Here is a 22,666-nt window from a genome sequence, read left to right on the forward strand (position 1 = left end):
TGCAGAAAGCGCCTCATCCGGGGGTCGCGGGCGGGACCTGCCCCCTCCGGATCAGAACCCGTGGCGCCATTCCCCCCGGCGCCGCCAGACCGTGCGCCATGGAGCGGCCGCGTCGCGAAACCGGGCCGTGCCGGGCACCCGCGCCAGCACCGACAGCGCCAGCAGGCGCGAGGCGGGCCAGGCCGCGAGCAGCATTAGCCCCAGGGCCCGCGTGCCGGGCGCGAAATGCCGCTTCACAAGCTCGGCCTTGGCCCGCAACAGCCGCACCAGCTTGTCGGCGCGCACCGTCTCCGAGGCGCCGCCATGGTGGACGATCGTCGCCTCGGGGGTGATCGCGGGGCGCAGGCCGATCCGTCGCGCGCGCAGGCACAGATCGGCCTCTTCGCCATACATCACGAAGACCGGGTCGAAGCCGCCCAGCCGGTCCCAGCTCTCGCGCGAGATCAGGAAAAGGCACCCGGTCACGATATCCACCTCGCGCACGCTGTCGCGCGGCCAGCCGCCATAGGTCTCGGAATTGAAGAATTCCGATCGCGGAAAGATCACGGCCAGCCCGGCGGCGCGGCAGAACAGCGACCACGGCGTCTGGCGCCGCCAGCACGAGGCCGGGTTGAGCCGCCCGTCCGCAAAGACCGTGCGCCCGCCCCAGATGCCCGCCTCGGGGCGTCGCCGGCGAAACGCCATCAATTTGTCGAGCGCGCCATCGAGAACCTCGGTATCGGGGTTCAGCAGCACCAGCCACGGCGCGCGGCACTGCGGGACGGCGACGTGATGCGCGGCGGCGAAGCCGTGATTGACGCTCTCGGCGATCAGCCGCGCCTGCGGAAACTGCGCCGCGATCGCCTCGGCCGATCCGTCGATCGAGGCGTTGTCCACCACCACCACCTCGAACGCGCCGGTCGTCTGCGCATAGACCGATGCAAGGCACGCCAGGGTCATGTCGCGGGTGTTGTAACTGACGACAATGACAGAGAATTCCGGGGCGGGCGGTGGTTCATCCGACATTGCGCATCCTGGGACCAGCGGGGCCATCCTGTTTCGGGCCCTGCCGCATCACGATGCCCCGGCCCCCGGGCCTGTTCATTCCCCAATGCCCGCCATGATGCAAGGGGGCGCGATCCGCCGGGTCCTCTGGCGCTCCGTTCGTCCGTCATGGCTTCGCCTTCCGGGAGCCGCTTTCGTCCAAATCGGCCTTCCGGAAAACCATACACCGGAGAGGCACGCGCTTGTGCCTCGACATCCCGGCGCTCCTTGCTGTCGAAGATCGACAGACTGAAAATTGCAGTTTGTATAAGCCGCCGATTCGAAGGAAGAAGGATCGGTCAGCGTGGTCGCCGCCGGCCATGTCTGGCCGTCTCCGGAATGGCCGCTTGGGCCAAGACAGCATGTGGGAGCATCAGCAATGTCGCTTGAACGGTCAAACTCGAAAGAATTGACGCCTGCCACCCCGGCCCGACTTGCGGTCGTCATTCCCTGCTACAACGCGGCGCCTTGGCTGGAGCGAACGATCAATTCGGTTCTCGCGCAGATCCGCCCGGACACCTCGGACGTGGACATTTTGATCATCTTGGCAGATGACGGCTCGACCGATGACTCCGTCGCGGTGGCCAGCGGTTTCGGCGAGCGGGTGCAGATCCTGACAGGTCCGAATCGAGGCGCCTGCCATGCCCGGAACGCGGGCCTTGCAGCAGCAGAACAAGAAGGTATCGACTACATCGTTTTTCTCGACGCCGATGATTATTACGAAGGCGATCCGCTGATCTCTGCCCGACGCCTTGCTACCGAGCGTAAGGCCGACATGATTTTATCAAACATGCATATGGAATATAAGGATGGGACACGTAAGAAACGATACCGTTATTCGGGGCAGGTAGAGCCTGAAACCTTTTTCGACGGCTGGACGCGTGGCGATGTCGTGAATCCTGCCGGTATCCTATGGCGCACCGACTTTGTCCGTGGCATCGGTGCCTGGGACGAAAGTCTTGCCCGCGCCCAAGATCGTGAAATCTCTCTCAGAGCGATGTTCAGCCGTCCGCTGATCTGGAAGAATGAAAGTGGAGCAGGGATCTATACGCGAGTAAACCCAAACTCGATCACCATGAACCAGTCCTTTCCCGCCCTCGAGAGCCGTTATCGCACGACCCGGTCAATGGTAGAGCGCGCCCGTGGCACATCTTTTGCTCCAAGCATTCCTCTTTTGTGCCGAGAGATCTATTATGTTGCGCGGGCTGCCTTCCGCACTGGTGAAACGGCACTGGGACGCGAAGCCCTCGCGTTCGCGCGCAACGAAGGCTATCGTGATCACCCCGGTACCTTGGCGCATCGACTGGCAACGTCGGTCCTGGGGCTGGAGTGGAAAATCCGGCTTTGGAAAGGTCACTAAATGATGGGAGCAATTAGGACCGCTCCGGCATGCCCTCAGGTGCTCGTAGGAGGCATGGTGTCGCTTCGACCGCTTGGCGTGACATCGCATATGCGACTGCAAGCAAGCACATATTCACGAGGACGGGGACGGATGGCCGGCTCGTCGCAAAGGTAGAACAGATCAATGAGATCGTACTTTGACCGATAAGGGGTCTCATATGACCGAGATGACAGAGCGCCCGCTGGTGACTTTTGCGGTCATCGCCTACAATCAGGAAAGCTTCATCCGCGAGGCGATCGAGGGGGCCTTCGCCCAGACCTACCAGCCTCTGGAGATCGTCCTGTCGGACGACGGATCCTCCGACCGCACCTATCAGATCATGCAGGAGATGGTCGCCGCCTATGACGGCCCGCACCGGGTGCGACTCCACCGCAACGAACCAAACCTGGGGCTGGTGCCGCATATCGACCGGGTGATGGAGCTGGTGCGCGGCGAGTTCATCGTCGTGAGTGCGGGCGATGATGTTTCCTTGCCAGAGCGGACCTCTGCCATGGTCGCGGTCTGGAAACCGGCTAAAGGTGAAGTGTCTATGGTCCACTCGCCTGCAGAGAAGATCGATGAAAATGGCCGTTCACTCGGACTCAGAATTTCTCCGCAACCGGTTCTGGACTCGCCTTCAGCTTATACCCTCGCGGCAGGATGTCATTACGTTCTCGGTGCGACAGTAGGCTGGGACAGACGCGTCTTCGATAAGTTCGGTCCTTTGGGGGCGGGTCTTGATGCGGAAGATCACGTGATCCCGTTTCGGGCTGCTCTTCTGGGTCGAATTGAATATATAGACAAACCTTTGATTAAGTACCGTACCGGTGGCATGAGCCTTGGGCAATATCGCGGCGAGCATTTGTATAATTATCTCTATGGGAGCAGGCACACGCTACGAAAGTGGCATAGCCAAGCGGATATATACATTGTTGAACGCTTTAATGACGTCGATTATCCTAGGAAAAAAGAGGCCGAGGCCATTTGCCGAGAGCGTGGGGAAATCATGCGATTTTCCGTCGATCTGGTGGAAAGCTCAAAAGGGGTTAGATGGTTGATGGTACCGCGCGCAGTGCGCTTGGCGCTGCGTTACAGAAATGTCCGTCCGCTAAAGGACTGGGCCAGGTATACCTTTGAAGTGATCTACCTTCCCTATGCAAATTGGCGCATGTCGAGGCGCGACAAGCTCCAGAGCCATGCGCCAGACACAAAGGCATGATCCTATGACATCTCCATCCACCGTTTCCGTCATCATCCCCACCTATAACCGCGCGCATTGCGTGGGCGAGGCGATCGACAGCGTTCTGGCGCAGGATCCGCCCGCCGACGAGGTGATCGTGATCGATGACGGCTCTACCGATTCCACCCCCGATGTGCTGGCCGGCTATGGCGACCGGATCACCGTGATCCGCCAGAAGAACGCGGGATCAGGAGCGGCCCGAACGGCCGGCCTGCGACATGCGCAGTGCGACTGGATCACGTTCCTCGATTCCGACGATCTTTGGTACCCGGGCCGCCTAGCTTTGCTGCACCACGACCTCGCAAACGAGGACAACGACGACATCGTGATGCATTTCGCGGATCACCAGATGACAGGCGCGGGCTACGAGGAAGATCTTTTCGAACTGCGCAACATCCAGATACCGGAAGGCGGCACGATGAGGGTGAACGACGCCTTGCGCCACGCACTGGCCGGGCTGCACCTGAACTCCATGGCTGTGCGTGCGGACGTGGCCAAGACGACGAAAGGATTTCCAAGCGAGCTCACGATAGAACAGGATGTATATTTTGTGTGCTCTGTGGCACTGCTCGGGCCGGCGCTTTTTTCAAGGACAATCGTTGCAGAAGTCAGACGGCTTCCCGGGGAAAAGGTCGCAAACCTTCACCTGCATCAGAAGGATCCGCTGAAGGCACGACAGATCACACAACTTCGTCTTGACATGGTGGCCGATCTGTCGATGTCACCCGAGCGGAAGAAATTCGTGCGCCGGCACGCCAGCGGACACCTCTTCAAGCTCGCTCATGCCGAATTCGAGGCGGGCAAGGGCACCCCCCGTCGACACTTGCTGCGCATGGCCCTCAACCACCCCAATCCAATCATCGGCTGGCTCAAGGCGCTTCCCCCGCTGCTTCTTGGTCGGATTGGATTTTCTGTGATACCGCAAAACAAAACAAACTTCACCAGGGATCCGGAAACCACGGGCGAAGCGTCGCACTCAAATTGAATTACCACTTTGACTGAAATCATTCATATCCCAGCGTCCGGGCGATCGCTTGCGGATTGGCCCGGTCAGATCCGCGCGCCGCATGGATCTTTTTCCTGTTTGGAAAATTGACCTGATATCTGCGGAAATCCTTCCATCTTGCTGCGAGCCCGGATCGGGTGACACGTGTAACGGGTGTGATAATGGGGAGGCTGTGTCGCCACTTTCGACGCATGTAATCATACGCATACATGAAGCCGCCATGCAGCCCCGCGACCGGAAGGCTGTTATGTACGACAGGAGCGTGTATGACGAATGCGCCATGCCCCCTTGAGCGTGCGGTCTGCACCACGTCGGCCCCATAAAGATGGAAGCTTGGCAGGCTGGTATCAAAGCGTAGTGCCTTGTCCCTGTCCAGTATGATCAACAGCTCATCAAGGGATTGGACGCCGATCGGCTGTTCGAATGAACCGCCAAGCTCCCTGCCAAGACTGCCATCCCAGACCCGACCGACATGGGCACCGTCGCGATCAATACCGTAAAGACCGGCGACCGCCCAATTCGGATCGAAACGATCAAGTTCTTCAATCCGCTCGGACAGCACCTCTTCCCATCCGAGTGGCAGGTAGACGTCCTGATGCGCGAAAACGCAGATCCGTGCCTGTGTCTGATCGAGACCCTCGTTGTAAGCAAGCGACGACGATGGCTGATTCCGGATGATGGACAAGCGCGTCGGATCTGACGAAAAGATCGGTGATGCGCCAAGATTTTGCGCGAGCACAGAGCTATCATTCACCGCCGCAATACAACACCACTCCATTACTCTGCACCCACCCTCATCAGGACGTTATACGGTTATCTCGAGTTACAGGGAACCTGGTATAGGGCAACGACTTTCGCTCACTTCCGATCCTGTCACTCGCTTGCGCTGTTTTGTCTCTCTCAGGCGCCGCGGTGATAAGCCACATCCCGGCACCGAACATGAAGAACACGAAAGAATAAATACTTGTCCAAACATGCACAGTGGCCAAGGTAAAGGAAAGTCCGATAAACGTAAAAACCCAGGCACGACGAAAATTGAAAAGAGAGCGATCAGCATCAAAGTCACGAGCCATTATTTTGACAAGGCCATAAATATAACCTGCGGCCAAGAACAGGAACCCGGTGATGCCGTAACGCACTGCCATGACCAACCAGAAATTATCGATGCTTGGTGGCAGCCAATGTGGACGCGCCCAGTCGTTCAAGCCTATTCCGAAGATCGGATTACCTAAAACATTGTCCATTCCATAATCAAAAATAAATGTCCTGATATAAAGATTGTGTTCCGAGAAGGCCAGGCGACTTAAAACTGCTAAAACCGGCGATCTATTTGAAAGGATATCTACTAGAATATATGCGAAACACATGAGGCCGAAGAGAAGCCACCAGCGCCAACGAATCTTGTCGAATAGAGTTGCCCAAACGACCAGAAACAGTTGCAGCACGATGGCCAGCAGCGCCCCACTAGAAAGTGAGAAAAATCCGCCAATCATGACAACTGAAGATGAAACATACCTCTTAGTTGGTGACGTATGATCCTTGAGCGCAACGAAAGCCAAGGACATGGCTATCGAACAAAAAAGGCCGTAATGTATTGGATGATCGAACAGAACTTGTGCACGGTTCAGACCGAAGCGCGCCTCGCTTACAGCATAAGATACTGCGTTAACTCCAGGCACCGTTTTGAACAAATCGATCAACAAAGAACGACCGGTAAAGGCTTCAATCATCGCGAACGGCACCGTGAAAAGGATCAGAAGAACGATCAAACGGGACAACTTGGCAAATGTCTCAGCATTCTGAACAAGAATCCGACCTATTAGGTAGGCACCTAAAAACTCCACTCCAACAGACCCAAATTGAGAGATGGCCTTGCTTGGATTGTTTACTCCCAGAGCTACGATGATCCAGAAAAAATGACAGAAGAAAAGAACATCGACTGGCAAAAATTTTCCATATTTGCCTGTCAGCAGCCCCCATACGAGGTAGACAATTACAGGCATTAGGTACAATCTGACCGGTGTTATATTGAGACCACCAATATTGAAAGAAACAGGTATTACAATTGAAATAAGATAAAAAACAACAACGAGGCTCAAATTCGCCGAGTCGGTCGAGATATGTTTCAATTCCCTTGCAGTATTGAATTCCCTGCTGACCATCGTATTAACCATGCAAGGCTGCTCGTATCCGCTTTCCAAAATAAGTTGCAAGAGAGCTGTACCGCGAGCGATTGACTTTTGCAGCCCTCCAGACCGAGATCGGTAGAGTTAAATAAGTTTTTGCTGTGTAAAATAGTGTCTTTCTACATGGTTCCTGCTCATAATTTAACTTTTTCATTGGGCCATGTACAAGACTTTGAATCATTGCTATTTCATTTCGGGCAAGGACTTCGCGCCATCTGTTTTGCGGGGCCTGACTTACACCAGCCGAGGACTGGAAGGCGAATGCCGAACTGTTGTGAAGTGGGACTTGCAGCATTTCCAGTTGGTATTCGATGTCCAACCAAGAGCAAAGATCAGAGATTACCCGTTCCGGATAGGCAATCACATCTTCGTATTTAATGATCTTCACTTTTCTTGGTGTAAGGGTTTTTTGCGCCTGCAGCGCGGCATTTGCAGCAGCGCGCCACATCATGGATGCAATAATGATATGATAGGACTGACGAGTTCTGTCCGCCTCTTTCGAAACCACTTTCTTGTAATCTTCATCTTGCTCTATGGATGAGCCATTTCCTTGAAATTTCCAGTCCCTGTATGAAGCCACGACAGCGCGCGGATCCCGTATCATACAAATAAAGCGGGCTTCGGGAAACCTCTGTACGATATCATTTATTCTGAAAATATGTCGTGGTGTTTTTTCGCCCCAGATTTCTGCTCCGGATCTGCTCGCACTCAGTTTGCAATAAGCCTCGAAGAGGCTGTCGACATCTGTTCCGAGCTTCTTCGCTGTAGCGAGCAGTTCTTTACGGCTCAACCAACTATTTTCGGGGTTACCACTCTTGCCATAAGGCCTGTCCGTCTGGGCCCGGAAATAATCACAGCAAACCTCGAGATCACCTTCTTCGATTTCGTCCAGATTCTTTCCGATGAATCGCGGGCGCAAGTCGTCAAAATAATGCGTCTCACCCGTCAGACTTACGATTTTGTTTTGCATCAATATCGACCGCAACATTGCGGTTCCGGATCGAGAGGCGCCCACAATGAACAACGGCGCTCTCCAGTGATTGGGTTCGACCACTGAAACAGCCGCGTTCGAAGATTCACGAACTTTCATGGACAAGCTCCGCTCCATCTCATCGACAGGCAGGTTGTATAGCAGATGCTCATCAAGATAAACGTCTTTCATCTGATCCTAAGTATCATCTCGTGGCTTTTTTACTGCATATATCTTGGTCTTTTGCTCAGCCAGATCTTGAAGCTCCGTCACCGTGCCAGCCATCTTGACATCATAGCCAGCATGATGCGCAACGTGGATGACGCTCAGACGGCAAAGTCCTGCGCATAGTCCACGAATTCCTCTGAATCCTCCGAGGTGCCGATGTCTTCGCTGTTATAATGGCGGGTCCAGGCGGTGCTGATCGCCCCGCGCTGTTCATACCCGACGGGGCTGGTGACGACCGGAACCGGATCGGCATTGGCCGCGTCAGCGTCATCGAGCACCACCTCGATGCGGTCCGCCTCGGCGTCGATGATAACGTGGGGGGCTTGTGCCTCCTCGCTGTCATCCGGCGCATCGTTTTCATCCGGCGCTATGGTCTGCGGCCCGTCATTCTGGGTAGGATCGGTCGCAGCCGGCTCGCTGCGCTGCAGGTCGTCGATCGGTACTGCCTCGTTTGGAATCGCCGCCGGGTCGCCGGTGTAATCGGGATAATCCCGATTGCCGACGGACAGATCAAAGGCGGTCAATGTGCCGTCGAAATTCTGCTTGCCCCATGCGTTGCCGAAGTGAAGGTTGCGCGGAAAGTCCGCGCGTACTGCACCTTCTACATCCGTTGTGGCCGCAAGCGCGCCATCGACATGGATCTCGAGACGACTTGATGCGCTGTCCAGGGAAACTCGGATATCGTGATCGTTTCCGTCATTTACCGTGACCCTCGTCGTGGTCAGCTTGATAGCGCCGGAATCGGTTTCCAACCTCACAGCCACCTCGCCCCGACTGACAACCGAAAGATCAAAATTGGCATGAACCCGCGCCACTTCGCCGGTGCTGCCAAGCGTATCGGCGCGCAATGTCATCGACATGTCGAAGCTTTCAGCCCCGAAAAATCGTGCGAACTGGGATTTGCTCACACCGACCGCAACACCCCCGCCGCCGAGGTCGATGCCATAACCGCCATCGGTCGCGACCGACGCCCTGTCGCTGTTGTCTATCTCCGTTGCGTCGCCATATCCCTCGGCCTGGAAAAATCCGGTCTGCGGATCGAAGGAGAGCACGTCCTCCCCCATGATCGCGATCTCGCTTTCCGCCGTCGCCGCGGCCCCGTCCGGTGTCACGACCGTCAGCGTCGCCTCGAAGCGTCCGGCCTCGGCATAGGTGTGACGCACCACCTGCCCGGTCGCCCCCGTCCCATCCCCGAAATCCCAGATGAACTGGGCATCGGAAGCGGCGACTTTACCCGTCGCCCCATATGTGTGGCCCGCGTCGAAAACGAGCGCGGTTGCACCATCCGCATCGGTATCATTCGCCACGTCGAAAGCCGCTCTGAGACCTTCGGGAGGCGTGTCGAGTTGCAGGCGGCTTGCGCCGGCCCCGAGCTGCGCGATCGTGCCGTTCGGATCGGCGATGTACCCATTGGCCGCGCCGCTCATGGTTGACGTGAAAAATTCGGTTTCGTAATAGCCCGGTGCGTTGAGATCCGTGTTCTGGACCAGTGCATTATCGGAAACAGTCCAGTCCGACTGCCCCCTGTGGCCATCGATCTCCGCGGTTGCATTCTGTTCGATCAAGACATTGGTCGAGTCCGATTTCACGTTTATCCTTGGTGTCGCGACGCCGGCAGAAATTGTTGCGTCAGCATCAAGAACGGAATTCTTGCGAATAACCAGTCCGTCCGTTTGTCCAACCGTGATACCATGCAGATGGTTATTGAGGATCACATTTTCCTCGATGAGGATATTCTTGTAATATGATTCCTCACCGGCTTGGCCACGATCCACCACCTCATTGCGCATGAAAATGCTTTGCGTTCCATCCCCGTCCCCGACATCGATCGTATTGCCACGAATGGTGATATCCGTCGAGCGCCCCCCGAGATTGAAGAACTGGATCATGTCGGCGTGATCGCCGGAGGCCTTTGACCTGTTGGTGGAGTGCATGTAATTGTCTGCGATCACAATGTCTTGTACGTTTGAAAATTGCATCGCGTCTTTTCGACTCGAATGTACTTCATTACCAACGATTTGAACATTCTGAACTCCGCCAAACTGAATGGCGGTTTCCCATGTGCTGAACTCGTTGTTCTCAACTAGAATATTGGAACTTCCTCCGCGCACGGCCAGGCCCTTGCCTGTCGCGAACCCATCCGCCGTCGGATCGCTGCTCGATGCCGGTTTGCCTTCGAAAAGAGAGTTGCGAAATGTTATGTCGGAGCTGTTGTAACCCACACTGAAAGGCGAAACCCAAGTCGCTGATCCCGTGTAATTCGACTCGAAAATCACATTGTCGAATGTCAGGTTCTTCACCCCTCTCAGGTCTATTCCGGAAAATGAGGCACGGTCGTCCGGATCAACCGAGGTGATCGTGACTGGGGCGTCGTAGATTGCCTGTACTCCGAACGTATTGGCCGTCTTGAGATCAAGCTGGCCATAATTTCCGCCCGCCAGCTTGATCGTCTCTCCGCCTCTGGCGTCGACCAGTGCTTTCCTGAGTTCTTGCGCATTCGATACTGAAACTATATCGCCCATGTCCGAAATCTCCCGCAATTCATTTCGAGGTTGTGTCTGCGTCTGAGCTACAGAAAAACTGTGTCCACTCCGAGGTCGCTGTGTGGTTCAAGAATGGCTTCCCGAAGGGGAATTTTGGACAGATCGCCACTGTGGTCTGTTCACGAAGCAAGATCGAAAACCAACCCGATCAGCAGGAGCAGAGAATAGCTTGACCTACGCTCGAGCTTGTCCAGAGGGCAAAGATTAGCTTACCGTTCGCGCTTGTAAAAGGGCCTGCCTCGCTTCATGCCGCTATCCCGTCCTTCGTTTCGACACACACGGTGCATACCACCCTGCCCGAAATGAAGTCGAGGCGATTTCGATGCGGCCTGCTGTCGACGCCCCCTGCCCGCGCCCGGCTGACGCTTTTTGATGTGTGACCGGCCTCTCAGCCGTCGCGGAAGGCGCGGCGCAGGTGATCGGTCAGCGGGCGGACAAGATAGCTCAGCACGGTGCGCGCGCCGGTCTGCAGGAAGGCCTCGATCGGCATGCCGGGCAGCACCTCCTGGCCCTCGAGGCGGGCCAGTTCCTCGGGCGGCACGACCAGGGTCACCCGGTAGAAGCTTTGCCTTGTCGCCGGATCGGTGACCGTGTCGGGCGAGATATCGGACACGGTGCCGAAGATCTCGGGCGTGGTCCGGGTGTTGAAGGCCGAGAAGACCAGCTTGGCGCGCTGTCCCCGCGCCACCTGGTCGATCGCGTCGGGCGGGACCCGGATCTCGAAATCGACCCCGTCGGAGATCGGGATGACCTGCAGCATCGTCTCCCCGGGCGGCACGACGCCGCCGGCGTTGAAGACCTGGATCTCGTGCACGATGCCATCCACCGGTGACAAGATCTCGATCCGTTCGAGCTGCTTGCCGGCGGTGACGATCTGCAGGACCATCTCCTCGGCGGCGCGCGCCGCGGCGCGCAGATCGGTGACCACCTGTTCGCGGAACTGCCGGTCCGATTGCAGGATCTCGAGCTCGGTGTCGCGGATCGAGTTGCGGATGCGGGCCCGTTCCGAGCGGTGCTCGGCGATCTCGCCCAGAAGCCGCGCGCGCCGGCGCTGCAATTCGAGCATCTGGCTCTTGCGGGCCAGCCCCTCGGCGTGCAGGCCGCGGATATCGGCCAGTTCCTGTTCGATCAGCTCCAGTTGGTCGCGCTTGGCCCCGGTCACCCCCTCGACGCCGGAAATCTGGTTATGAAACTGCGCGATCTTCTCGCGCAGCTGGGTCTCGCGCCCCGCCATCACCTCGTGGCGGGCCGCGAAGATATCCGCCTGGCCCTGGTTGATCCGCCCGAGATCGAGCCCGTCGAGATACATGGTGTCGTAGTCGAAACGCGGCTGCGCGGCGCCGGCCTGTTCGGCCTGCAGGCGGGCGATCTCGGCGCGGGTCTCGGCCAGCCGGTGGCGGTACATGTCGAGATTGATGCGCAGCAGCGTGGGGTCGAGCCGCAACAGCACATCGCCGGCGCGCACCAGGTCGCCATTGGCGACGCGGATCTCGGCGACGATGCCGCCATCGAGGGTCTGGACCATCTTGGGCTGGCCGCGCACGACCGCCGACCCGGACGCGACGACCGCCCCGCTGATCGGGGTCAGCGCCGCCCAGGCGGCGATCACGACCAGCAGCACGAGCCCGGCGAGCATGCCGCCGCGGCCCGACCCCGACAGGTCGGTCTTGAGGCGCGGGGCCGAGAAGGCGTCTGCGGACATCTGCGCGCCCTTCACCGTGCCACGACCGAGACCGGACGGGGGGTGCTTTGCAGCACCTCGTCCTTGTCGCCGAATTTCGCCACCCGGCCCTGGTGCAGCAGCAGGATCTTGTTGACCGCGGTGATGGCGCTCGGCCGGTGCGCCATGACCACGACGACACTGCCCTGCGCGCGCATGGTGCGGATGGCCTGCGCGAGGGCATCGTCGCCATCGGCGTCGAGATTGGAATTGGGCTCGTCCAGCACGATGAGGCGCGGCGCGCCGAACACCGCCCGCGCCAGCCCCAGCCGCTGGATCTGGCCGCCAGACAGCGGCCGGGTCATCCGGTCCATGTGGGTGGCGTAGCCATCGGGCAGCGCGAGGATCATCTCGTGCACCCCGGCGATGCGAGCCGCGGCGATGATGTCGGCATCCTGCGCCTCTGGGTCGAAACGCGCGATGTTCTCGGCCACGCTGCCGGGCAGCATCTGCAGCGATTGCGGCAGGTACCCGACATGCCGGCCCAGGGCCTCGGGGCTCCATTGATCGAGCGTCGCCCCGTCGAGCCGGATCTGCCCCGCATCCGGTAACCAAGCCCCGACGAGCAGCCGCGCCAGCGTCGATTTGCCCGCCGCGCTGTTGCCCACCACGCCCAGCCCGTCCCCGGCCTCGAGCGCGAAGCCGACCCGGTCGAGGATACGCGGCTGCTCGGCCCCGGGCACCTCGCCGGCCGGGGCCAGCTTGGTCAGCGCGGAGACCTGCAGATCGCCCCCCGGCGCGGGCAGATCGATGCGCGGCTTCTCGGCGGGCAGCCGGTCGAAGGCCTCGCGCAGGTGCCGATGCGCCTCGCGGGCGCGGCCGATGGCGCGCCACTGGCCGATCACCTGGTCGACCGGGGCCAGTGCCCGGCCGGCGATGATCGAGGCGGCGATGATCATGCCCGGCGAGATCTCCTGACGCAGCGCCAGGAAGGCGCCCATGGTCAGGATCGCCGATTGCAGCAGCAGCCGGAAGGATTTCGAGAACGCGCCGAACCCCTCGGAGCGGTCGCTGCCGACCTGGCCGGCGGCCAGCGCCGCATCGTGCAGCCCGCGCCAGCGCGCGACCAGCCGCTCGCGCATGCCGAGCGCGTGCAGCGTCTCGACATCGCCGCGCGCCTGCTCGACGAAGCCGCGCTCGACCCCGTCGAGCGTCATCGCCTGCCGGATCGACCCCCTGGTCAGCCATTGATTGAGCAGCGCCGCCAGCGCCACCACCCCGGCCCCGACCAGTGTCAGCGCGCCCAGCCAGGGATGGATCAGGAAGATCAGCCCCAGGAAAAGCGGCGTCCAGGGCAGGTCGAAAAGCCCGGTGATCGCCCCGCCGCTCATGAAGCCGCGGATCATCTCGAGATCGCGCACCGGCTGGCCCCCGGGCGCGGCGCTGCGGCGCGCCTCGGGGCCGGCGGAGTACAGCGCGAGGCGGAACGCCGCCTCGCCCACCCGCGCATCGAGCCGCAGCGCCGCGCGCGACAAAAGCCGCTTGCGCAGGAATTCGTAGAGGCCGAGAAACGCGTAAAGCACCACGACGATGGCGAACAGCCCCAGAAGCGTGGCGACCGATCCCGATGACAGCACCCGGTCGTAGATCTGCAGCATATAGACCGGGCCGGTCAGCATCAGCAGGTTGATGAACGCGCTGAACACTCCCACCAGCACCAGGGTGCCCCGCAATCCCCGCAAGGCCCTGATATAGGCATTCTCCGATGTCGCGCCGGTTGTCATCCTGCCCCGCCATGCTGTGTCATGATCGGTGCGTCATGATCCGTCATGCGGGCCGGGCATGACCCGGCGCCCCATATCATGCCGCTTCCAAGGGGATATGACGTGGGATTGCCATGGCCGAATGGCAAACATGTGTCGCAATGCGGGCTTTTGAGCGGGATTTTGCGCAAATTTCAAGCACTATACCGGATGCGGAACCGCGATACCCGGCCCTGCCCCGGGGACGCGGCGCAGCGCCTCAGCCACGCTGCGGACGGGTCAGTGAGCGGGTCCCGGGCTGCGCGGCACGGTCCGCCCGCAGCGCCACGAGGCCGGCGCAAACGAGAACCGCCAATGTGCCGGTGCCGGAATAGACCAGCAGCGCCATCCAGACCCCCTGCCCCAGAACCAGGGCAGCCCCGGCGGCTAGGATCCCGATCACGCCTCCGACAAGGATTATTCCGACGATCATGTGACGCCTCTTCTGATCCTGACGATACGGGGCCTCGGACGTATGGCGAATATCGCAACCCGGTCTCCATCAAGCTAAGGGCTTTTCATGGGCAAAGCCAAACACGATCAAGACAAGATTTAGTTAAAATCCGGGGCACAAGCGCCGTGCAGGCATGACCCGTCCCCCGCGCCACTGCGGATCGGTGACGCCTCAGCCCTTGCTGCGGGCCCCCGCCCGCTTGCGCACCCAGCCGAGGAACGCCGCGTCGGGGCTGCGCAGGCGGGGGCGGCCGGTGGCGGCCCACCAGGCGCGCCAGTCGGCCTCGAGCGCGTAGGCATCCGCGCCGGGGATCAGGCGGCGCGCCTCGTCCAGCGCCGCGGCGCCGGGGCGCGGCCCCTCGCCCGGGGCCAGCACGACGCGGCGCGGGCGCACATGGATGATGTCGCCCGCCGCCTCGGCCAGCTCGTAATCGGGCAGGTGGTCGGCGGCGATCATGTCGCGGATCATCCGGCGGAACACCCGGATCGGCGAGGCCGAGCCGGACTTGTGCGCGAGCACGGCCAGCGAGACGCGCCATTCGGGCTGATGGCCGCAATGCTTGCGCGCCAGCTCGTAGATCCGCCGCTCCAGCGGTTTGCGCAGGCGGAAATAGTCGCGGCTGAGGGTCAGCACCGATTTCGCCAGCACCGCCCGGTAGAGCCACTCGGCCAGCGACACCTTGACCGACACCATGCGCCCGCCGCGCGTCCGGCGCTGGATCTGCCACGCCTCGATCAGCCCAAAGCCGGTGGTCTCCTCGATCTCGGCGGTGCTGATATTGGTGGTGATGCGGGTGCCGGCCAGACGCTCGAACGCCTCGACCAGCCGGCGGTAGCCGTCTCCGGAAGTCTCGCGATTGGTCGCCACCAGAAGATCATGCGCGCGCAGATGCACCGTCCGGCTGACCGGACGCCCGGCATTGAGCGCCGCCATCAGCTGGCTGATGCAATAGATAAGGATGTCCTTGTCAAACAGCGTCGCGCGCCCGCGCACCGAGGGCGTGATGGTGACGGTGACATCGTTATGGGCATAGCTGAGCACCCGCAGATCCGCCCGGGTCGACAGCGAGAACAGCGGATGCTCCATCGAGGCGAGATCGTTCTTGGGCAGCGCGTCGAGGATGTCGCAGACGACGAAATCCGCCGTCGGATGACGGTCCGGCAGCAGCCTGCGCCCTTCTGATCCTGCCTCACCGCCCATGCCCTGCCTGCCCCCGGCCTGCTCTTTTTGTTTCGGGGTTTCATTATCGCCACCTTATCCACAGGCATCCCCTACGTCCAGCACCCAAGGCCGCGGGAACGTGGCTTCGGAATCGGTTCAACGTGGGTTCGGAGTCGCGATATCGTGGGATCGGAATCGCACGAAGCCAAAAAGGCTACCGAAAGCTCTATAAAATCAAACCTCTACCGACAAGCTGGACATGCCTAACTATAAATAACACCATTCTAACGACAGGAATTTCCTGTCCTCTCTCCGATCCCACCGAAGATCGGGCTGAAACCACGGAATTTGCAGAGAAAAAACCGTCACAAGCCGAATCGCATCGCGTGAAAGCATGATTTCATTTTCATGTTCGCAAATTTAGGGTACATATCCCGAAACGCATCACATGAGGCAAATCATGGCACATGACGGGTCGTCCCCCCTACCCCCATATTTCAACATCTCCCCGGATGCGGCGATGGCCGAGCTCGACGCACCGCAGCGGACGACCGATTTCGGGCGCATCGCCGAGGCCTGCCTGCGCGGGCGCCGCGATCTCGCCTCGCGCGGGCTCGACGAGGGCGGCGGGCGGCAGTTGCGGCGCTTCTCGACCTGGGAGATCACCCGCTACCTGATCCCTATCGCCACCGCGCATTTCCGCCGCGTGCTGAAGGCCAATCCCGACCTGCCGCAGGGCCGGTCCGAGACCGCCAGCGGGGCGAAATGGTTCACCCTCGACGAGGTGCTGCGGTTGCGCGCGCATTTCGCGGCCGAAGGATCCAAGACCAAGGAGTACCAGCCCTGGCGCCCCGAGGGTCAGCCCGCCAAGATGGTGGCGGTGGCGAATTTCAAGGGCGGGGTCGGCAAGACCAGCACGGCAGCGCATCTGGCGATGTCGGCGGCGCTCGACGGCTACCGGGTGCTGGTGATCGATCTCGACAGCCAGGGCTCGATGACCTCGATCTTCGGCGGCCGCGTCGAGGATGAATGGGCCACGATCTTCCCGCTTCTGGCCCGCCATTACGGACGTCACCTGCAAGAGGACAACCGCCAGCGCGCGCAGCGCAACGAGGCGCCGCTGCCGATCGACGACACCCTGGCCGATGCCATGAAAATGCGCGCGCAGGATCTCGTCCAGAAGACCCACTGGCCCAATATCGACCTGATCGGCGCGCAGCTGAACCTCTACTGGTCCGAGTTCCAGATCCCGGTCTGGCGCATGGCCGCGCGCAGCTGGAAGCTGTGGGACGCGCTCACCGAAAGCCTCGAGGCCGATGGCGTGCTGCAGGACTACGACCTCGTCTTTCTCGACACCCCCCCTGCCCTCGGCTACCTCACGATCAACGGGCTGGCCGCCGCCGACATCCTGCTGGTGCCCTTGGGTGCGTCGTTCCTCGAATTCGATTCCACGGGGCGGTTCTTCGAGATGCTGCACGCCACCTTCCAGTCCATCGAGGAGGGCGAGAACATGGCGGCCCGCGCGCTTGGCCGCGACGGGGTGCGGTTCGAATGGGACGCGGTACGCGCGATCATCACCCGCTACGACGCAGCACAGCAGGCGGAACTGGCCGGGTTGATGCAAGCCTATCTGGGGCCTGCGCTGGCGCCGCAGCGGCAGGATTACACCGCGCTGATCGGCCAGGCCGGCGAGCAGGTCAGCGGGATCTACGAGGCCGATTACCGCGATTTCAACCGCGAGACCTATATCCGTGGGCGCGAAACGTTCGACGCGACCTATGCTGCCTTCAAGAAGCTGCTTTACGGGGTGTGGCGCCGCGACCAGCTGGAAAAGGCCACATCGGAGGCCGCGCAATGACCGCCCGCCTGATGCGCGCCCGGCCATCGAAATGTTTCGCATGCGAAACATTTGACCCGCACCCGGTGCGTTTCGCGTGCGAAACATCCAGCCCATCCTGCCTTGCATTTCGGGAGGTTGCCCATGGCCAAGCGTAAACGTCTCGGGGGTCCGCTGCAGGATCACCTCGCCCCGTCCGATCCCGCATCGGGCGGCAGCGCCTCCTCAGCCCCGATCGCGCGCATTGCCGGCGAGACATCGGTCAACGCCGCCTTCGACGAAGTCCGGCAGGAGCTTGACAGCGCGCGCAGCGAGGGCCGGCTGGTGCTGCGGCTGCCGCTCGACAAGATCGAGACCGCGTGGCTGATCCGCGACCGGCTCGATCCCGGCACCGAGGATGACCCGGATTTCGCCGCCCTGCTCGACAGCCTGCGCGCGCATGGGCAGCGCAGCCCGATCGAGGTCGCCGATATGGGCGACGGGCGCTACGGGCTGATCTCGGGCTGGCGCCGGCTGACGGCGCTGGCGCGCCTGCACGCCGAGACCGGCGAGGCCCGGTTCGCCACGGTGCTGGCGCTGCTGCGCCGGCCCGACAGCGCGCAAGGCGCCTACCTGGCGATGGTCGAGGAAAACGAGATCCGCCTCGGCCTGTCCTATTACGAACGCGCGCGGATCGCGGCGAAGGCGGTCGAGGCCGGCGTCTACCCATCCACGAAAACCGCTTTGCAATCGCTTTTCGCCACCGCCTCGCGGGCGAAACGCTCGAAGATCGGATCGTTCCTCACCTTGTACGAAACCATGGGCGATTTCGTACGTTTTCCGCAGGCGCTGACCGAACGGGTGGGCCTGTCGCTGGTGAAGATTGTAGAGGGCAACGCGGGCGCTCAGACCCGGCTGCGCCGCCATCTCGAGGCCGCGCCCGCCAAGGATCCCGAGGTCGAGCAGACCCTGCTGGAGGCCTTCATCGCGTCCGAGACCGCGCCGCCGGTGCCCGCGGCACCGGCAACCCCGGCCGCGCCGAAACGCGCCGCGGGCAGCACATCGCGCGCGACCACGGAGATCTCGCCGGGGGTCTTTCTCGACCAGAGCGGCGGGGCGCTGCGCCTGTCGGGACCGGGTGTTGATTCCGCGTTCCGCGCGCGGCTCGAGGCCTGGCTGCGCGACGCGGCGCAGGACTGACCAAGGCGCAAATGTTTCGCGCGCGAAACATTTGCGCGCGCGGCTACAACCCCGCCGCTTTCGTCAGGTGACGCGGAACCGGTCACGGCGGCGCGGGTAGCGGCGGGTCATCTCGACCGAGGCATGGGTAAGATGGCGTTGCACATGCCGCTCGTCCACCTCCGCCGAACTGGCGAGCCCGGCGCGCAAGGCATGGCCCGATAAGAGCGCGAGACGCTCCGTTTCTGGTATATCCGGGCGCAGGCTGGCGGCCAGCATGCAGCGTTTCACCAGCCGCACGACATGCCGATCAATCAGCCGGGTATTTGATGCGCGGGCGCTATCGCGCGAGTGTCATTCGACTCAGGTGAACGTCAACCACCCCTAGAGCCCTTCGGGTTGACACGCGGATTGGCGCAGGTGGAGCACCCGACATACGCGCGAGACTTTCAGAATGTCCGTCTGGATCAGGCCGTTTGTGGTATCAAACGTCACTTGGCTCGGCTGCCGTGGGCGGCCGAGCCAAGTATCCGCCAGGCTTCACGCGTCGCCCTTCAGGCTCGCCATGTCGATCACGAAGCGGTACTTCACATCGGCTGCTTGAACACGTTTCCAGGCCTCGTTGACGTCTTGCATGCCGATCATCTCGATATCGCAGACGATGTCGTGCTTGGCGCAGAAATCGAGCATCTCTTGCGTCTCGGGAAGGCCGCCGATCAGCGAGCCGCCAACCGTGCGGCGTCCGAAGATCAGGTTGAAGCCTTGAACCGGCTCGATCGCATCGATGGCGCCGACGATAGCCATTGCGCCATCCGTCTTCAGCAGCTGCAGATAGGGGTTGATGTCGTGACCCACGGGGATTGTATCCAACAAGAAGTCGAAGCTCCCCGCCTCGGCCGCCATCGCATCAGCGTCGCTGGATAGAAGGACCCGGTGCGCGCCCAGGGCCTTGGCGTCCTCGCCCTTGCCCGCCGAACGGGTGATCATGGTAACCTCTGCGCCCATTGCGGCGGCAAACTTCACGCCCATATGTCCCAGTCCGCCGAGGCCGATGACACCGACCTTCTGCCCGGGCTTCACGTTCCAGTGACGCAGTGGTGAATATGTCGTGATACCAGCACAGAGGAGCGGCGCCACGGCCTTTGTGTCAAGACTTTCGGGCACGCGCAGCACGAAGTGTTCATCCACGACGATGGATGCCGAGTACCCGCCATGTGTGGTGCCGCCCAGATGGGGGTCGGGCGACCCGTAGGTCTGCGTGGCACCGTTCTGACAATACTGCTCATCGCCTTTCGCGCAGGAGGGGCAAGCGCGACAGCTGTCCACCAGGCACCCTACGCCGACGAGGTCGCCGATTTTATGCGCGGTGACCTCGTCCCCGACCGAGGTAACGCGGCCCACGATTTCGTGGCCTGGCACCAGAGGGTAGGTGGTCATGCCCCAATCGTCGTGTCCGAAATGGATGTCGGTGTGGCAAACACCACAATAGGTGATGTCGATCGCGACGTCCTTGGGACCGACGTGACGGCGCGGAATCGTGAGCGGTTCAAGATTTTGGTCCGGACCTTTGGTTCCAAAAGCCGCGGTGTCGTGACCAGGTGTATCGAAAGCCATGCGGGTTCCTTGTATTTTCTGCGGTGCGGCACATTACCGTCATCCACTTGCAGTTATGTAGCTGGTCCCTGATTTCAAACCGGGGACTGGGACGTGCAGGCCGCCGACGCAAGGATGCGATGAGACCCGGTCAGTAATACGAGACCGATTGGCCGCTCTCATGCGTCCCTCGGCAACGCAGTGCATTTTTTGGGAAAGACGGCGGTGACGCAGGGAGGAGAGAGCGTCACCGCCTTGTATCGAGAAGCTCAGGGAGGAGGAAGAGCTCGCGATATCAATGAACTCAGGATGACATTCAAATGTACGGTCGGGAAGGACTTTCGCTGCAATGCAGCATCGCGCGCGTCGCATAGCTTAAAAAACAAGCGCCTCCTCAGCGAGGTGCCCAAGTCCGGGCTTCTGGCATATGCCAAAGCGCATGAACGTGGATTTTCCGGCCTGGGTTGTCGCCGGTTTTGACCGACAGGCTCGTACGCTCGGCATCACCCGTCAGGCGCTGATCAAGATATGGATCGCTGAGCGGCTGCAATGATGGGGTCAGTGGCGACCCTGCAGAAGGGAAGGGGAGTCACAACCCTGCCGCCTTGGTCAGATTCACGCGGAACCTGTCACGCCTGCGCTGATAGCGCCGGGTCATTTCGGCGCTGGCATGGCCCAGGTGTTTCTGGACATGGCGCTCATCAATCTCGGCGCTGCTGGCAAGACCGGCGCGCAGGGAATGGCCGGAATAGAGCTTCACACGCTCCGCATCGGGCAGGTCTGGGCGCAGGGCGGCGTCCAGCACGCATCGCTTGATCAATCGCGCAACATGCTTGTCGTTCAAGCGTGTCTCCCGTGCGCGCTTGCCATCGCGTGTCACGCCGGTAAAAATTGGACCGAAACTGATGCGCCCGAAATGCAGCCATTGCTGCAAGGCATGCACGGGACAGGTCTGCTCGTTCGAACCGCGTCCGATTTCCACTTCGCGCCAGCCGGTCTTGCCACGCAGGGTGATCAGCGCGCCCTGGTCCATGATCTCCACCCAGCCGCCCGCATCGGGCGTGTCATCCTTGCCGTGGTCGAGGCTGACGATCTCGGACCGCCTGAGACCTCCGGCAAATCCGATCAACAGGATCGACCGGTCGCGCAACCCGCGCAGATCGTGGGGCAGGGTGGCCACCATGGCGCGGATGTCGTCCGCCAGGATCGCCTCTTTCTGCACGGGGGGGCGGGCGTGCTTGCGCCGGATGCCCGCCAGTACGGTGGCGATATGGCGGTCCTTGCGGTCGAGAGGCTGACCGCGCTGCGCATAGCCCCAGCCAAGCCCTGACAGGCGGCGTTCGATCGAGGCGACCGAGAGGGCAGGAGTCTTGCCCTGCGCGGCGGCCAGATCAGCGATATAGAGGCCGACCAGTTCAGGAGAAGGGGGCAGGGGGTCGGTGCCGCGCATCCGGCACCAGCGCGCGAAATGCGCCCAGTCGGCGGCATAGGCTTTCAGCGTGTTGTTGGAGGCGGCATGTTCCGCATAATCCCGCGCGGTCTCCACCAGCCGGTCCAGGCTGCCGGATCCCGCGACATCGGCGGGCAGGGCGATCTCGTCCGGGGTGTCTTGCGAAGGGGAATCCGTCGGCTTATGCTTTTTGTCCATACGTATGCTCCAGGGGTGCGATGGGACGGGTCAAGGTCAACCTGACGCTGGATGCCAAGGTCGCGGACGCGGCCCGGGCGCTTGGCCTCAACATGTCGCGCCTTGCCGAGGCGGCGATTTCTGATGCAGCGCGGCTCGAGAGAAATCGCCGCTGGCGCGAGGAGAACCGCGCGGCGCTTGCCGCCTATTCCGAGGAGGTGGCCGGCGAGGGGCTGCCCCTCGCGCATTTCCGAAGCTTCTGAGGCGCCACCCGGATGGCGCAGTTCGATGTGCACCGCCTGCAGGGGGGACAGCTGGTGATCGACCTGCAGACCGACCTCATCGGCATCGACGCGTCGCGCATCATGGCGCCCTTGCGCGCGGCGGGGCGTCATGCCGCGCTGCCGGGCCTGACGCCATCGGTCGAGCTCGAGGGGGCCGAGTGGATCTTCCGCGTTCAGGAACGCGCCGCCGTGCCGGGCGCCGAGCTGGGCGCGCCGGTCGGGTCGCTGGCGGGGCATCGCGACGCGCTGAAGCGCGCCCTCGACATCCTGATCGACGGTGTCTGAGCGCGTGTCGGGTCGAAAATCACCTTGCGACGCTGCCGGTTTCATCCTTCTCCCGCCCGATATCCGTCATGTCCGATAATGCAATATTACCGAACATAGCGAAGGCCGACAAGCTGCGGCGGTTTGGGTCGAGAATAGGGGTTGAAAGCGCCGCGGCGGAATGGCATCCCGGTCTGAAGCCCGGGCATGCGGATCGAGGTCACGCGTGACGCGGTGGTGTCGGGCGGG

General features: G+C 61.3%; 19 protein-coding genes and 1 pseudogene. 8 read left to right on the forward strand and 12 right to left on the reverse strand.

Going from position 1 to position 22,666, the window contains the following annotated elements; genetic code table 11:
- Window positions 1-51: 51 nt before the first annotated feature.
- Window positions 52-1,005, reverse strand: a complete 954-nt coding sequence (locus V8324_RS13910) for a glycosyltransferase family 2 protein (protein WP_336420532.1) — start codon at window positions 1,003-1,005, stop codon at window positions 52-54.
- A 397-nt stretch (window positions 1,006-1,402) separates the two neighbouring features.
- On the opposite strand from V8324_RS13910, the gene V8324_RS13915 reads away from it, so the two are divergent.
- The 3 genes from V8324_RS13915 (at window position 1,403) to V8324_RS13925 (ending at window position 4,629) form a co-directional block, all read left to right on the forward strand.
- Complete coding sequence (locus V8324_RS13915; protein WP_336420533.1) at window positions 1,403-2,383, forward strand: glycosyltransferase family 2 protein; 981 nt, start codon at window positions 1,403-1,405, stop codon at window positions 2,381-2,383.
- 199 nt (window positions 2,384-2,582) lie between these two features.
- On the forward strand, window positions 2,583-3,623 hold the full coding sequence (locus V8324_RS13920; RefSeq protein WP_336420534.1) for a glycosyltransferase: 1,041 nt from the start codon (window positions 2,583-2,585) through the stop codon (window positions 3,621-3,623).
- A gap of 4 nt (window positions 3,624-3,627) precedes the next feature.
- Window positions 3,628-4,629 carry a glycosyltransferase family 2 protein gene (locus tag V8324_RS13925; RefSeq protein ID WP_336420535.1) on the forward strand — a complete coding sequence of 334 codons (1,002 nt, stop codon included), beginning with the start codon at window positions 3,628-3,630 and terminating at the stop codon, window positions 4,627-4,629.
- A gap of 19 nt (window positions 4,630-4,648) precedes the next feature.
- Here the strand turns inward: V8324_RS13925 and V8324_RS13930 are convergent, their stop codons facing one another.
- From V8324_RS13930 to V8324_RS13965, 8 genes are all read right to left on the reverse strand, one after another.
- Window positions 4,649-5,389 carry a hypothetical protein gene (locus V8324_RS13930; RefSeq protein ID WP_336420536.1) on the reverse strand — a complete coding sequence of 247 codons (741 nt, stop codon included), beginning with the start codon at window positions 5,387-5,389 and terminating at the stop codon, window positions 4,649-4,651.
- Between the two features lie 58 nt (window positions 5,390-5,447).
- Window positions 5,448-6,824: an O-antigen ligase family protein gene (locus V8324_RS13935; RefSeq protein WP_336420537.1), complete on the reverse strand. Its 1,377-nt coding sequence runs from the start codon at window positions 6,822-6,824 to the stop codon at window positions 5,448-5,450.
- Window positions 6,817-7,998 carry a sulfotransferase family protein gene (locus V8324_RS13940; protein ID WP_336420538.1) on the reverse strand — a complete coding sequence of 394 codons (1,182 nt, stop codon included), beginning with the start codon at window positions 7,996-7,998 and terminating at the stop codon, window positions 6,817-6,819. The genes V8324_RS13935 and V8324_RS13940 overlap by 8 nt, the downstream gene beginning before the upstream one ends.
- Before the next feature lie 134 nt (window positions 7,999-8,132).
- Window positions 8,133-10,556 carry a PKD domain-containing protein gene (locus V8324_RS13945; protein ID WP_336420539.1) on the reverse strand — a complete coding sequence of 808 codons (2,424 nt, stop codon included), beginning with the start codon at window positions 10,554-10,556 and terminating at the stop codon, window positions 8,133-8,135.
- A 409-nt stretch (window positions 10,557-10,965) separates the two neighbouring features.
- A complete protein-coding gene (locus V8324_RS13950) occupies window positions 10,966-12,279 on the reverse strand; it encodes an HlyD family type I secretion periplasmic adaptor subunit (protein ID WP_336420540.1) in 1,314 nt (437 codons plus the stop codon).
- An 11-nt stretch (window positions 12,280-12,290) separates the two neighbouring features.
- A complete protein-coding gene (locus V8324_RS13955) occupies window positions 12,291-14,021 on the reverse strand; it encodes a type I secretion system permease/ATPase (protein ID WP_336420541.1) in 1,731 nt (576 codons plus the stop codon).
- 238 nt (window positions 14,022-14,259) lie between these two features.
- Complete coding sequence (locus V8324_RS13960) at window positions 14,260-14,472, reverse strand: hypothetical protein (RefSeq protein WP_336420542.1); 213 nt, start codon at window positions 14,470-14,472, stop codon at window positions 14,260-14,262.
- A gap of 192 nt (window positions 14,473-14,664) precedes the next feature.
- Entirely contained in the window at window positions 14,665-15,693 is a 1,029-nt protein-coding gene (locus V8324_RS13965; RefSeq protein ID WP_336420543.1) for a replication initiator protein A, read from the reverse strand.
- Between the two features lie 409 nt (window positions 15,694-16,102).
- On the opposite strand from V8324_RS13965, the gene V8324_RS13970 reads away from it, so the two are divergent.
- Together V8324_RS13970 and V8324_RS13975 are read left to right on the forward strand one after the other, a co-directional pair.
- Complete coding sequence (locus V8324_RS13970) at window positions 16,103-17,512, forward strand: AAA family ATPase (protein WP_442970541.1); 1,410 nt, start codon at window positions 16,103-16,105, stop codon at window positions 17,510-17,512.
- 123 nt (window positions 17,513-17,635) lie between these two features.
- Entirely contained in the window at window positions 17,636-18,670 is a 1,035-nt protein-coding gene (locus V8324_RS13975) for a ParB/RepB/Spo0J family partition protein (RefSeq protein ID WP_336420545.1), read from the forward strand.
- Window positions 18,671-18,713: 43 nt separating this feature from the next.
- Here the strand turns inward: V8324_RS13975 and V8324_RS13980 are convergent.
- Window positions 18,714-19,000: pseudogene (locus V8324_RS13980) on the reverse strand (integrase); the annotation flags it as partial.
- 189 nt (window positions 19,001-19,189) lie between these two features.
- A complete protein-coding gene (locus V8324_RS13985) occupies window positions 19,190-20,263 on the reverse strand; it encodes an NAD(P)-dependent alcohol dehydrogenase (protein ID WP_336420546.1) in 1,074 nt (357 codons plus the stop codon).
- Window positions 20,264-20,669: 406 nt separating this feature from the next.
- Here V8324_RS13985 and brnA point away from each other — a divergent pair, with 406 nt between their 5' ends.
- Window positions 20,670-20,795, forward strand: coding sequence for a type II toxin-antitoxin system BrnA family antitoxin (brnA, locus tag V8324_RS13990; RefSeq protein ID WP_336420547.1), 126 nt, complete (start codon window positions 20,670-20,672; stop codon window positions 20,793-20,795).
- A 36-nt stretch (window positions 20,796-20,831) separates the two neighbouring features.
- Here brnA and V8324_RS13995 read toward each other — a convergent pair whose 3' ends face one another.
- Window positions 20,832-21,890 carry a tyrosine-type recombinase/integrase gene (locus tag V8324_RS13995; protein ID WP_336420548.1) on the reverse strand — a complete coding sequence of 353 codons (1,059 nt, stop codon included), beginning with the start codon at window positions 21,888-21,890 and terminating at the stop codon, window positions 20,832-20,834.
- Window positions 21,891-21,910: 20 nt separating this feature from the next.
- Between V8324_RS13995 and V8324_RS14000 the strand changes: the two genes are divergently transcribed.
- Both V8324_RS14000 and V8324_RS14005 read left to right on the forward strand, forming a co-directional pair.
- Entirely contained in the window at window positions 21,911-22,132 is a 222-nt protein-coding gene (locus tag V8324_RS14000; RefSeq protein ID WP_336420549.1) for a type II toxin-antitoxin system CcdA family antitoxin, read from the forward strand.
- Between the two features lie 12 nt (window positions 22,133-22,144).
- The gene (locus tag V8324_RS14005) at window positions 22,145-22,438 is read left to right on the forward strand and encodes a CcdB family protein (RefSeq protein ID WP_336420550.1); all 294 of its coding nucleotides are present in this window, start codon (window positions 22,145-22,147) and stop codon (window positions 22,436-22,438) included.
- Window positions 22,439-22,666 lie beyond the last annotated feature (228 nt).

The sequence above is a fragment of the Roseovarius sp. D22-M7 genome, from assembly GCF_037083785.1.
In the GTDB taxonomy this organism is placed as follows: Bacteria; Pseudomonadota; Alphaproteobacteria; order Rhodobacterales; family Rhodobacteraceae; genus Roseovarius.

Bases quoted from the DNA above. Each gene is read 5' to 3' on its own strand.
- V8324_RS13995 (WP_336420548.1), bottom strand. From the start codon at position 21,890: ATGGACAAAAAGCATAAGCCGACGGATTCCCCTTCGCAAGACACCCCG.
- V8324_RS13915 (WP_336420533.1), top strand. From the start codon at position 1,403: ATGTCGCTTGAACGGTCAAACTCGAAAGAATTGACGCCTGCCACCCCG.
- V8324_RS13925 (WP_336420535.1), top strand. From the start codon at position 3,628: ATGACATCTCCATCCACCGTTTCCGTCATCATCCCCACCTATAACCGC.
- V8324_RS13935 (WP_336420537.1), bottom strand. From the start codon at position 6,824: ATGGTTAATACGATGGTCAGCAGGGAATTCAATACTGCAAGGGAATTG.
- V8324_RS13920 (WP_336420534.1), top strand. From the start codon at position 2,583: ATGACCGAGATGACAGAGCGCCCGCTGGTGACTTTTGCGGTCATCGCC.
- V8324_RS13960 (WP_336420542.1), bottom strand. From the start codon at position 14,472: ATGATCGTCGGAATAATCCTTGTCGGAGGCGTGATCGGGATCCTAGCC.
- V8324_RS13970 (WP_442970541.1), top strand. From the start codon at position 16,103: ATGAGGCAAATCATGGCACATGACGGGTCGTCCCCCCTACCCCCATAT.
- V8324_RS13950 (WP_336420540.1), bottom strand. From the start codon at position 12,279: ATGTCCGCAGACGCCTTCTCGGCCCCGCGCCTCAAGACCGACCTGTCG.
- V8324_RS13975 (WP_336420545.1), top strand. From the start codon at position 17,636: ATGGCCAAGCGTAAACGTCTCGGGGGTCCGCTGCAGGATCACCTCGCC.
- V8324_RS13910 (WP_336420532.1), bottom strand. From the start codon at position 1,005: ATGTCGGATGAACCACCGCCCGCCCCGGAATTCTCTGTCATTGTCGTC.
- V8324_RS13940 (WP_336420538.1), bottom strand. From the start codon at position 7,998: ATGAAAGACGTTTATCTTGATGAGCATCTGCTATACAACCTGCCTGTC.
- brnA (WP_336420547.1), top strand. From the start codon at position 20,670: ATGCCAAAGCGCATGAACGTGGATTTTCCGGCCTGGGTTGTCGCCGGT.
- V8324_RS13945 (WP_336420539.1), bottom strand. From the start codon at position 10,556: ATGGGCGATATAGTTTCAGTATCGAATGCGCAAGAACTCAGGAAAGCA.
- V8324_RS13955 (WP_336420541.1), bottom strand. From the start codon at position 14,021: ATGACAACCGGCGCGACATCGGAGAATGCCTATATCAGGGCCTTGCGG.
- V8324_RS13965 (WP_336420543.1), bottom strand. From the start codon at position 15,693: ATGGGCGGTGAGGCAGGATCAGAAGGGCGCAGGCTGCTGCCGGACCGT.
- V8324_RS13985 (WP_336420546.1), bottom strand. From the start codon at position 20,263: ATGGCTTTCGATACACCTGGTCACGACACCGCGGCTTTTGGAACCAAA.
- V8324_RS14005 (WP_336420550.1), top strand. From the start codon at position 22,145: ATGGCGCAGTTCGATGTGCACCGCCTGCAGGGGGGACAGCTGGTGATC.
- V8324_RS14000 (WP_336420549.1), top strand. From the start codon at position 21,911: ATGGGACGGGTCAAGGTCAACCTGACGCTGGATGCCAAGGTCGCGGAC.